This is a genomic window from Streptomyces sp. NPDC051217, from assembly GCF_044455465.1.
Classification (GTDB): domain Bacteria; phylum Actinomycetota; class Actinomycetes; order Streptomycetales; family Streptomycetaceae; genus Streptomyces.
Genome location: NZ_JBITEV010000003.1, coordinates 365011 through 376429, shown reverse-complemented (window position 1 = coordinate 376429; position 11419 = coordinate 365011). Strand labels below are relative to the sequence as shown.

The following is an 11419-nucleotide window of genomic DNA, read 5'->3' as shown; positions in this document are numbered from 1 at the left end:
GAGCCGGTGGCCGAGGAGCCCGCGCCGCCGCGTACGCGCCGCCGTGCGACCCGTAAGGTCGCCGCCCCCGCGGAGACGGTCGCCGACGCGGACGCCGAGGACGACGGGATCACGCAGGGCGAGACGCTCCCCGCGAACGCCGTCACCCAGATCACCGCCGACGAGGCGCAGGTCGAGGCCGCCGAGACGGCCGCCACCCGTGGCCGTTCGCGCCGCAGGTCCGGCGGTTCGCCGGAGGCCGCCGCCGAGCCCAAGACGGAGCCGAAGGCCGAGCCCAGGTCCGCCAGGAAGGCCGAGCAGCGCAACGGCTCCGGGCCGTCCGCCGCGAAGGACGCCGAGAGCGAGGCGCCCGAGCGGTCGCGCCGGCGCGCCACCCGGCCCGCCGTGGCCGTCTTCCAGGCGCCGGTCTTCGCCGAGCCGATGTTCCAGACCCCCGAGACGGCTGCCGCGATGGCCGCCGCCATCGACATCGAGGACGACGACGATCTCGACGAGATCGAGATCGACATCGAGGACGAGACGGTGGCCGAGGTCGCCGCGCCCGCCCCCGAGCCCTCGGGCCGCCGCCGGCGTCGCCGCCGCGGCGAGGCCGCGGAGGCGGCCGAGCACGCGCCCGCCCCGGCCTCCGCCGCCGAGCGGGACGCCGACGAGGAGCAGGACACCGAGCAGTCCGCCGAGGGCGACGAGTCCGACTCCGAGTCCGAGGACTCCGACGAGTTCGGCCGCCCCTCGCGGCGCCGCCGCAGGGGCGGCCGTCGCCGTCGCCGCGGTGAGTCCGCCGAGGCCGACGAGCAGTCGGACGAGCACACCGATGACGAGGACGACTCCGAGGCGACCACCGCCGACACCGCCGACTCCGACGAGCACGACGACGACTCCGCCGACCAGTCGGGCGGCGGAAGCAGCAGCAGCCGGCGGCGTCGCCGCAGGCGTCGTCGCAGCGCCGACGGTGGCTCCGACACGGAGAACAACGGCGTGGACGACCCGGAGCGTACGGTCGTCAAGGTCCGCGAGCCGCGTGAGCGCCGTACGAAGGACACCGAGCCCGGTACGGGCGTGGACGAGGTCCAGTCCATCAAGGGCTCGACCCGTCTCGAAGCGAAGAAGCAGCGCCGCCGCGAGGGCCGCGAGCAGGGCCGCCGCCGCGTGCCGATCATCACCGAGGCGGAGTTCCTGGCGCGCCGCGAGGCCGTCGAGCGCGTGATGGTCGTCCGGCAGAACGGCGAGCGCACCCAGATCGGCGTCCTTGAGGACAACGTGCTCGTCGAGCACTACGTCAACAAGGAGCAGGCCACCAGCTACGTCGGCAACGTCTACCTGGGCAAGGTGCAGAACGTACTGCCGTCCATGGAGGCCGCGTTCGTCGACATCGGCAAGGGGCGCAACGCCGTCCTGTACGCCGGTGAGGTCAACTTCGAGGCGCTGGGCATGGCCAACGGCCCCCGTCGTATCGAGACCGCGCTCAAGTCCGGCCAGTCGGTCCTCGTCCAGGTGACGAAGGACCCGATCGGCCACAAGGGCGCGCGCCTCACCAGCCAGGTCTCGCTCCCCGGCCGTTACCTCGTGTATGTCCCCGAGGGCTCGATGACCGGCATCAGCCGCAAGCTCCCCGACACCGAGCGGGCGCGGCTGAAGACCATCCTGAAGAAGATCGTCCCCGAGGACGCGGGCGTCATCGTCCGTACCGCCGCCGAGGGCGCGAGCGAGGACGAGCTGCGCCGCGACGTCGAGCGCCTCCAGTCGCAGTGGGAGGACATCCAGAAGAAGGCGAAGAGCGGCAACGCCCCGACCCTTCTCTACGGCGAGCCGGACATGACCGTCCGGGTCGTGCGCGACATCTTCAACGAGGACTTCACCAAGGTCATCGTCAGCGGCGACGAGGCGTGGCAGACCATCCACGGTTACGTGGAGCACGTGGCGCCCGACCTGGCCGACCGGCTGAACCGCTGGACCAGCGAGGTCGACGTTTTCGCGTCGTACCGGATCGACGAGCAGCTGATGAAGGCGCTGGACCGCAAGGTCTGGCTGCCGAGCGGCGGTTCGCTGGTGATCGACAAGACCGAGGCCATGATCGTGGTCGACGTCAACACCGGGAAGTTCACCGGCCAGGGCGGCAATCTCGAAGAGACCGTCACCAGGAACAACCTGGAGGCGGCCGAGGAGATCGTGCGTCAGCTGCGGCTGCGCGACCTGGGCGGCATCGTCGTCATCGACTTCATCGACATGGTCCTCGAATCGAACCGGGATCTGGTGCTGCGGCGGCTGCTGGAGTGCCTGGGCCGGGACCGTACGAAGCATCAGGTCGCCGAGGTCACCTCGCTCGGCCTGGTCCAGATGACCCGTAAGCGGGTGGGCCAGGGCCTGCTGGAGTCGTTCTCCGAGACCTGCGTCCACTGCAACGGGCGTGGCGTGATCGTTCACATGGAGCAGCCGACCAGCTCCGGTGGCGGCGGTGGCAACGCCGGCGGTGGCGGCAACGGCAAGCGCGCGAAGAAGCGCCGCGGCGGGTCCGGCGCGGACCACGAGCACGAGACGGCGGCCGACGTCCTCAACGACGCGGAGACCGAGTCCGAGGCCGAGGTGGCGGCGGAGGTCGCCGCCCCGGTCGCGCTGCCCGCGCCGGAGTTCGTGCCCGACGAGGAGCTGTACAGCAGCGTCGCGGAGGCCGAGACGGCCGCCCGTGGCGGGCGTTCGCGCCGCCGGGCGTCGCGCAAGGCGTCGGCTCCGGCCGGTTCGCCGAGGTCGACCGAGCCCGAGCCGAAGGCCAGGGCCGAGGAGCCGGCGGAGGTGCCGGCCCCGGTCGCGTCGTCCGTGCCGGTGGCCGAGCCCGAGCCGGTCGTGGAGGAGGCCGCTCCGCAGGGCCGTACCCGTCGCAGGGCCACCCGTAAGGCGTCGGCTCCGGCCGGTTCGCCCCGGAAGGCCGGGTCGGACGAGGCGTCGGAGCAGGCGGCCGAGGTCGTCGTCGAGCCGTCGGCGCCGTCCGTGGCGGCGGAGCCGGAGGCCGTACGGTCCCAGGGCTCCACCGACACGAGTGCCGCCGACACGCCCGCCGGTGACGCGCGGATGGGCGACACGTCCGAGGCGGCGCCGCCGCGTGCGCGTCGCAGGGCGACCCGTAAGGCGTCGGCCCCGGCCGGTTCGCCGGCGGGCACCGAGGAGGCGGCCGTCGTTGTCGTGGATTCGGATTCGGCGGCGGAGACCACTCCGTCGGCCGAACCCGCCGCGATCGCCGATCGGTCCGACGCTGATCACGGCGGCCACGACGGCGATGCGGATTCTTCGGCTCCGGCCAAGAAGGCGGCTCGAAAGACCGCCAAGAAGACCACGGCGAAGAAGGCGGCCACCAAGAAGACGGCGGCAAAGAAGACCGCCGCCAAGAAGACCACCGCGAAGAAGGCGGCCTCGAAGTCCGCGGCCAAGAAGACATCGGCGGCCGAGCGCGAATCGGCGTCCGGCGTGTCGGTTCCCACGGATGGCTGAGCCTGTGAGCTGAACCTTTGGTGATCGCCAGTTGAACGGCCCGTGCCCCGCCCTGGGAATCCAGTGCGGGGCACGGGTCTTTTGTTTCGCGGTTGACGCGGTTGCCAGTTAACAGCCCCGAAATTCTGTCGGAAATTCCTGATAATGTGACTGGCGGTCCCCGCCGACGACAGTCCCCGCCCGGAACCTGCGGTCGGGGACCGGCCCGTACAGGGACAGCTGTCCCACACATTCCTCGGCAGGGCGTCGGCCATCGCGCCGTAGGGGTACACGCGGCCTCATGAGACGCGCGCTGAACTCCTGACCTCTGCCCCAGAGAGCTTTCGCGGTGTTCAAGGAGGACGACGTCCATGTCGAGCAGTGAAGTGCAGCCCATCCCCGCTGCCCGCCCGGTCATCGGGGAAGAAGAGATCGAGGCCGCGGTACGAGTGCTGCGCACCGGCCGGGTTGTCCAGGGTCCCGAAGTGGCCGCGTTCGAGGAAGGCTTCGCCGAGCTCGTCGCCGGCCGGCACTGCGTGGCCGTGAACTCCGGCACATCGGCGCTCCACCTGCTGCTGCTCGCCCTCGGAATCGGCCCGGGTGACGAGGTCGTCGTGCCGTCGTTCTCGTTCGCCGCCTCCGCCAACGCCGTCCGGCTCGTCGGCGCCGACGTCGTCTTCGCCGACATCGAGCCCGGCAACTTCGGTCTCGACCCGGCCGCCGTCGAGGCCGCGATCACCCCGCGCACCGCCGCGATCATGCCGGTCCATCTGTACGGCAACCCGGCCTCGATGGACAAGCTGATGCCCATCGCCGACAAGCACAAGCTCGCCGTCGTGGAGGACGCCTGCCAGGCGCACGCCGCGTCCCTGCACGGCACGCCGGTCGGCGCCTTCGGCTCCGGCGGCACCTTCAGCTTCTACCCGACGAAGAACATGCACTCCCTCGAAGGCGGCATGATCACCACCGGTGACGCCGAGGTCGCCCGCACCCTGCGTCTGCTGCGCAACCAGGGCATGGAGCAGCGGTACGCGAACGAGATCGTCGGCGCCAACATGCGCCTCACCGACGTGGCCGCCGCCATCGGCCGGGTGCAGCTCACCAAGCTCGCCGGCTGGACCGAGCGGCGCCGCGCCAACGCCGCGTACCTGACCGGGAACATCACCGCGCCCGGTGTGGTGACACCGCCGGTCGCCGAGGGCGCGCACCACGTCTACCACCAGTACACCGTCCGGATCACCGGCGACCGCGACGCCGCCATGGCCGCGCTCACCGAGGCGGGCGTCGGCAACGCCGTGTACTACCCGACCCCCATCCACCGGCTGCGGCCGTTCTGGGAGCCGGACCAGAAGGCCGGACGTCACTGGGACCTGCCGGAGACCGAGCGGGCGGCCGCCGAGGTCGTCTCGCTCCCGGTGCACCCCTCGCTGTCCGAGTCGGACCTGGAGCGGATCGTGACCGCCGTGAACAAGCTGGGAGAGAACCTGTGACCACTGCTGGGGGACTGCGCGCCGGGCTGATCGGCCTCGGCTCGATGGGGCGCCACCACGCGCGTGTGCTGGCCGGACTCGACGGCGTCACGCTCGTCGGGGTCGTCGACCCGCTCGGCGACAAGAACGGACTGGCGCAGGGCGCACCCGTCCTGGACACCGTCGGCGAACTGCTCGCCCTCGGCGTCGACTACGCCGTCATCGCCTGCCCGACCGCCCTGCACGAGGAGGTCGGTCTCCAGCTCGCCGAGGCCGGGGTCAGCGCGCTCATCGAGAAGCCCCTCGCCGACACCGTCGAGGGCGCGCGCCGGCTGGTCGAGGCCTTCGAATCGCGCGACCTCGTCGCCGGCGTCGGCCACATCGAGCGCTGCAACCCGGCGCTGCGCAGTCTGCGCACCCGGCTGGAGGCGGGCGAGCTCGGCGACGTGTACCAGGTGGTGACCCGCCGTCAGGGTCCCTTCCCGCACCGGATCGCCGATGTCGGCGTGGTCAAGGACCTCGCCACCCACGACATCGACCTGACCGGCTGGGTGACAGGCCAGGCGTACACCTCGATCTCCGCCCACACGGTGTCCAAGAGCGGCCGCCCGCACGAGGACATGGTCTCCGCCGTGGGCCGGCTCTCCGACGGCACGATGGTCAACCACCTGGTCAACTGGCTGAGCCCGCTCAAGGAGCGCTTCACCTCGGTCACCGGCGAACGCGGCTGCTTCATCGCCGACACGCTCACCGCCGACCTGACCTTCTACTCCAACGCGGCGGTGACGACCGAGTGGGAGGCGCTGCGCGCCTTCCGCGGCGTGGCCGAGGGCGACATGATCCGCTACGCCATCCCCAAGCGCGAACCGCTCCTGGTGGAGCACGAACTGTTCCGTGACGCCGTCCTCGGCGAGTCCCACGACATCTGCACGCTGCGGCAGGGTCTTCGTACGGTCGAGGTGGCAGCGTCGGTGCTGGAGTCGGCGGCGAGCGGCCGCACGGTGGCTGTTGAGACAGGAGACCCCGCGAGCCATGTCGGCTGACAAAGTGGTGGCGCAGCGGCGCGAGGGCCCGCGTGGGCGGATCGTGATGCTGGTCGACAACGGCGTGAACGGCGATTCGCGCGTACAGAAGGAAGCCCGGTCGGCGGCTGCCGCGGGCTGGGACGTCGTACTGCTGGGCAAGTCGCCCAACAGGAAGGAGCAGACCTGGCGTCTGGGCGACGCCGAGGTCAGGCTGCTGCACGTACCGGGACCCATGCACCGCAGGCGGCACGAGTACCGGCGCGCGATCCTGCGCTCCCCGCTCGCCTACCCCCCGGGTCCGCTCGCCGCCTACCGCAGGCAGCGGATGAAGGCGTGGCGCGCCGAGCTCAACCTCCGGGTCATCGAGGCGAAGCTGGCGGGCTCCACCGTACGGAGACTGGCACTGATCCCGCCGCGCCTGGCCGCCAAGGCGCTGAGTAAGTGGGTGGGTCTGCGGGCCCGTCGCACGCGCGCGCTGGAGCAGCGCCGCAAGGACATGACGTCCCGGCTGGACCGCTTCTCCACCGCGTTCTGGGAGCGCACGATGGGGGACCGGGCCTGGCGCCGGCTCGACCCGTTCCTGTGGGATCTGGAACTGGCGTACGGCAAGGTCATCGACGCCCTCGAACCTGATCTGATCCACGCGAACGACTTCCGCATGATCGGCGTGGGCGCGCGGGCGAAGCTCCGTGCCAAGGGCAGGGGCCGCGAAATCAAGCTGGTCTGGGACGCGCACGAGTTCCTGCCGGGCATCAAGCCCTGGAACCCGCACCCCCGCTGGCACATCGCCCAGTGCGCGCACGAGCGTGAGTACTCCAAGTACGCCGACGCGGTCACCACCGTCTCCGGGACGCTCGGCGAGATGCTCGTCGAACGGCACGGCCTCACCGCCACCCCGGAGATCGTGCTCAACGCCCCGGACGCGGAGATCTCCCCGGAGGAGGCCGCCGAGCCGGTGCCGGACCTGCGGGCCCTGTGCGGGATCGGCCCCGACGTCCCGCTCACGGTCTACAGCGGAGCGGCGGCCCCGCAGCGCGGCCTCGACATCATGGTCGAGTCGCTGCCGCGGCTGCCGGGTGTCCATGTCGCGTTCGTGGTGCTGCGACCGACGTCGGAGTACATGACGTCGCTGCTGGACCGGGCGGCGGAGCTGGGGGTGGCCGAGCGCGTCCACATACTGCCGTACGTACCGCACTACCAGGTCGTGCCGTTCCTCTCGGCGGCGGACGTGGGTGTGATCCCGATCCACCACTGGCCCAACCACGAGATCGCCCTGATCACGAAGTTCTTCGAGTACTCGCACGCGAGGCTGCCGTTCGTGGTCAGCGACGTGAAGACGATGGGGGAGATGGTCGCGAAGACCGGGCAGGGCGAGGTCTTCACGGCAGAGGACGTCTCGGACTACGTCCGCGCGGTCACGGCGGTCCTCGCCGACCCCAAGAAGTACCGCGAGGTGTACGAGGTCCAGGGCCTGCTCACCGAATGGACCTGGGAGGCACAGGCCGAGATCCTCGACGGCGTCTACTCCCGGCTCCTGGGCCGCCCGCGCAGCAAGGCCGGAGCACCGAAGAGCCGGGTGGCGGCATGAGCGACAGACCTGATGTGACGGTCGTGGTGGCGGTGTACAACACGATGCCCGCCCTCATGGAGTGTTTCGATTCGCTCCTCGGGCAGAGCATCGGGCTGGACCGGATGGAGATCATCGCGGTCGACGACGGCTCCACCGACGGAAGCGGGGCGCAGCTCGACCAGTACGCGGCGCTCCATCCGGGCACGGTCAAGGTGCTGCATCAGGCAAACTCGGGCGGCCCCGCGGGCCCCAGCAACCGTGCGCTCGACCAGGCGTCCGGCCGGTACGTGTTCTTCACCGGCTCGGACGACTACATGGGCCGCGAGGCGCTGGAGCGCATGGTCGCCATGGCGGACCGCAACGAATCGGACGTCGTTCTCGGCAAGATGGTCGCCGTGGGGGACCGGTCGGTGCCGCGCGCGGTCTTCCGGAGCAGCAAGGACAAGATCGAGCTGATCGGCTCGGGCGCGCTCTACGCGATCTCCAACACCAAGCTCTACCGGCGTGACCTCATCGAGCGCCACGGCATGCGCTTCTCCGAGAACCTGCCCGTCAGCAGCGACATGCCTTTCACACTGGAGGCGTACGTCCACGCCTCGACCGTCTCGGTCGTGGCGGACTACGACTGCTACTACGCGGTACGGCGGCCGGACGACAGCAACATCACCTACCGGGCCAAGTTCGAGGAGCGCCTGCAGGTCTGCCGGCATGTCCTGGACCTGCTGGACCGGCTTGCCGGCCCGGGAGAGCTGTACGACGAGTTCGCGCTCAGGCTGCTCAAGGTGGACCTGGCCTGGATCTTCGGCGAAAACTTCCTCTCCATGGACCCGACGAGGCGCGAGGAGTGTGTACGGGCGGCGGGCGCATTCCTGGACGACTACTACAAGGACCTGTTCGAAAGAGTGCAGGACAGGGTGCCCGTTCCTGAGCGCGTTCGCTTCCACTGCGTCTTCCGGCGCGACACCCGGACCCTCACGGAACTGGTCCGCGTCGACACCGCGGGAGGCCCACTTCCGGCGACGTTTCTCGACGGTGATCGCGCCTACGCGCTGTATCCCGGATTCCGCGCTGAGACGGACGGCCTCCCCGACAGGGCGTTCCAGCTTCTGGGTCCGGTCACGGGCCGGCTCGGCGCGGGCACGAGACTGCTGGCAGCCGCGTGGGAACAGCAGGGGCAGAACCTCTTCATCAACCTGACAGTGCGTCTGCCGCTCGGGGGAGACACGGACTCCGCCGTCGTCAGGTTGCGGTCCAGAGCCCTGCCCAAGAGCGTGGGTAACAGCAGGATCCTGCCGAAGGACACCGAACTGCCACCGGCGACAGGTGAGTTCACCCGCCGTCCGGCACCCGACGGCGCGGGGACGGTGCTCACCGCCCGGATTCCCCTGCCACCCGTCAAAGCGAAACTCGGTGCCCGTGTCTACGTGGACGTCGCCGGCTCCACGTACGAGATCCCCGTCCGCACCCGCGGCTTGCCGATGCCGCTCGCCCGCCGCTGGGGCGACGCCGTCCCGTACCGCGCGTCGGCCAACGTGAATCCCAAGGGGCGACTGGTGATCAGCACAGCTCCGCTGTGGGAGCCCGCACTGTCCCTCGGCGCGCGGGTACGAAGCCTGCTGCCCCGGCTCAAGAGGAAAGTAACCCGATGAATATCTGTGTAGTCGCGCTCGGCAAGATCGGTCTGCCGCTGGCCGTGCAGTTCGCCGCCAAGGGCCACCGCGTCATCGGCGCCGACGTGAACGAGAAGGTCGTCGAGCTCGTCAACGCCGGTACGGAGCCCTTCCCCGGCGAGCACGACCTCGACGTCAAGCTCAAGCAGGCCGTCGACGCCGGGCTGCTCACGGCCACGACCGACACCGCCGCCGCCGTCGCACAGTCCGACGCCGTCGTGGTCGTCGTCCCGCTCTTCGTGGACGCCGAGGGCGTGCCCGACTTCGGCTGGATGGACTCGGCGACGAAGGCGATCGCCAAGGGCCTGAAGCCCGGCACGCTCGTCAGCTACGAGACCACCCTGCCCGTCGGCACCACCCGCACCCGCTGGGCGCCGATGCTCCAGGAGGGCTCGGGGCTCACCCCCGGCGAGGGGTTCCACCTCGTCTTCTCGCCCGAACGCGTCCTGACCGGGCGCGTGTTCGCGGATCTGCGCCGCTACCCCAAGCTCGTCGGCGGCATCGACGAGGTGTCGACCAAGCACGGCGTCGACTTCTACGAAGCCGTCCTCGACTTCGACGTACGCGAGGACCTCCCCCGTGCCAACGGCGTGTGGGACCTCGGCACCGCCGAGGCCTCGGAGCTGGCGAAGCTCGCCGAGACCACGTACCGCGACGTCAACATCGGCCTGGCCAACCAGTTCGCGCGCTTCGCCGACCAGAACGGCATCGACGTCAAGAAGGTCATCGAGGCCTGCAACAGCCAGCCGTACAGCCACATCCACCAGCCCGGCATCGCCGTCGGCGGTCACTGCATCCCGATCTACCCCCGGATGTATCTGTGGAACGACCCCACCGCGACCGTCGTGCGCTCGGCGCGCGAGGCGAACGCCGCGATGCCCGAGTACGCGGTCGACCTGCTGGCGGCGGCTTACGGCGACCTGACCGGCGTCAGCGTGCTCGTGCTGGGCGCCGCCTACCGCGGCGGCGTCAAGGAGACGGCGTTCTCCGGTGTCTTCCCGACCGTCGACGCGCTGCGCGCCCGGGGCGCCGTGGCGTACGTCTCCGACCCGATGTACACGGCCGAGGAACTGACCGCGCACGGCCTGCCGCCGCACCAGGGCGAGAAGGTCACGGCCGCGGTGCTCCAGGCGGACCACGCCGAGTACCGCGACCTGAAGCCGGCCGACCTGCCGGACGTCACGGTGCTGGTCGACGGCCGCCGCACCACCGACCCGGAGGCGTGGCGCGGGGTACGCCGCGTCGTCATCGGCGGCTGACCCCTCCGACGGAGAACCGCGAGAGGCCCGAACCGCGACGGTTCGGGCCTCTCGCCGTATCAGCGCTCACGGGCGCTCGGTGAGGACGCCGTCCTTCTCTTCGTGCAGCGCGCCGGTCCTGGGGCACTCCCACACGCCGGGCTCCCCGGTCCGCTCCACGAGCTTCACACCGGCGCGCCCGACCCAGCCGATCCGCCGGGCCGGAACGCCCACGACCAGCCCGAAGTCCGGTACGTCCTTCGTGACGACCGCACCCGCGGCGGTCATCGCCCAGCGGCCGATACGCAGGGGCGCGACGCAGACCGTCCGGGCACCCACCGAGGCGCCCTCCTCGATCTTCACGCCGACCGCCTCCCAGTCGGAGCCACGCTTCAGCTTGCCGTCGGGGTCCACGGAGCGGGGGTTGAGGTCGTTGGTGAGCACGACGGCGGGCCCGATGAAGACACCGTCGGCGAGCTCCGCGGGCTCGTACACCAGCGCGTAGTTCTGGATCTTGACGTTGTCACCGATCCGCACCCCGGTCCCGACATAGGCGCCACGCCCCACGACGCAGTTCTCACCCAGGCGCGCGTTCTCCCGGATCTGCGCGAGCTCCCAGACACTGCTCCCGTCACCGACCACCGCGGTCTGGTCGACCTGTGCGGTGGGCTGGACCCTGTAGTTCACGCTGGCGCCTCTCCGTGTACGTTTCCGACGGTTGAGCATACGTCGGGGGCACCGGCCCGGTTCCGGCCGCCCGTGCCCACTCCATCCGGGGCTCCACCACGTACCGGAACACCCGTCGTACAGGAGGCGTGCACAGCGCGGTCACCACCAGCGCCGCGGCCAGGGTCACCGCGACCCGGCCCGAAGGGGTTTCCAGGAACGGGTCGTCGTAGCCGCCCAGGAACCGCGCGCCGCGGATGAGGAAGCCGTGCAGGAGGTAGCCGTAGAGCGTGCCGGCGCCCAGGGTGGTCATCCACTGACG

Annotated in this window: 8 protein-coding genes; 6 read left to right on the top strand and 2 right to left on the bottom strand. The window is 70.7% G+C overall.

What is annotated here, in order from left to right; all coding sequences use genetic code 11:
* The 6 genes from ACIBBB_RS09895 to ACIBBB_RS09870 form a co-directional block, all read left to right on the top strand.
* The coding region (locus ACIBBB_RS09895; protein ID WP_398980491.1) for an Rne/Rng family ribonuclease at positions 1-3480 on the top strand (3480 nt) is incomplete at its 5' end.
* Positions 3481-3830: 350 nt separating this feature from the next.
* A complete protein-coding gene (locus ACIBBB_RS09890; protein ID WP_398980490.1) occupies positions 3831-4949 on the top strand; it encodes a DegT/DnrJ/EryC1/StrS family aminotransferase in 1119 nt (372 codons plus the stop codon).
* Positions 4946-5971: a Gfo/Idh/MocA family protein gene (locus tag ACIBBB_RS09885; RefSeq protein ID WP_398980489.1), complete on the top strand. Its 1026-nt coding sequence runs from the start codon at positions 4946-4948 to the stop codon at positions 5969-5971. Before ACIBBB_RS09890 ends, ACIBBB_RS09885 begins: the two co-directional genes overlap by 4 nt.
* Complete coding sequence (locus ACIBBB_RS09880) at positions 5961-7541, top strand: glycosyltransferase family 4 protein (protein WP_398980488.1); 1581 nt, start codon at positions 5961-5963, stop codon at positions 7539-7541. The genes ACIBBB_RS09885 and ACIBBB_RS09880 overlap by 11 nt, the downstream gene beginning before the upstream one ends.
* A complete protein-coding gene (locus ACIBBB_RS09875) occupies positions 7538-9172 on the top strand; it encodes a glycosyltransferase (protein WP_398980487.1) in 1635 nt (544 codons plus the stop codon). Before ACIBBB_RS09880 ends, ACIBBB_RS09875 begins: the two co-directional genes overlap by 4 nt.
* Entirely contained in the window at positions 9169-10452 is a 1284-nt protein-coding gene (locus ACIBBB_RS09870) for a nucleotide sugar dehydrogenase (protein WP_398980486.1), read from the top strand. The genes ACIBBB_RS09875 and ACIBBB_RS09870 overlap by 4 nt, the downstream gene beginning before the upstream one ends.
* A 66-nt stretch (positions 10453-10518) precedes the next feature.
* Here the strand turns inward: ACIBBB_RS09870 and ACIBBB_RS09865 are convergent, their stop codons facing one another.
* Complete coding sequence (locus ACIBBB_RS09865) at positions 10519-11118, bottom strand: acyltransferase (RefSeq protein WP_398980485.1); 600 nt, start codon at positions 11116-11118, stop codon at positions 10519-10521.
* Entirely contained in the window at positions 11063-11410 is a 348-nt protein-coding gene (locus tag ACIBBB_RS09860) for a hypothetical protein (RefSeq protein ID WP_398980484.1), read from the bottom strand. Before ACIBBB_RS09860 ends, ACIBBB_RS09865 begins: the two co-directional genes overlap by 56 nt.
* Positions 11411-11419 lie beyond the last annotated feature (9 nt).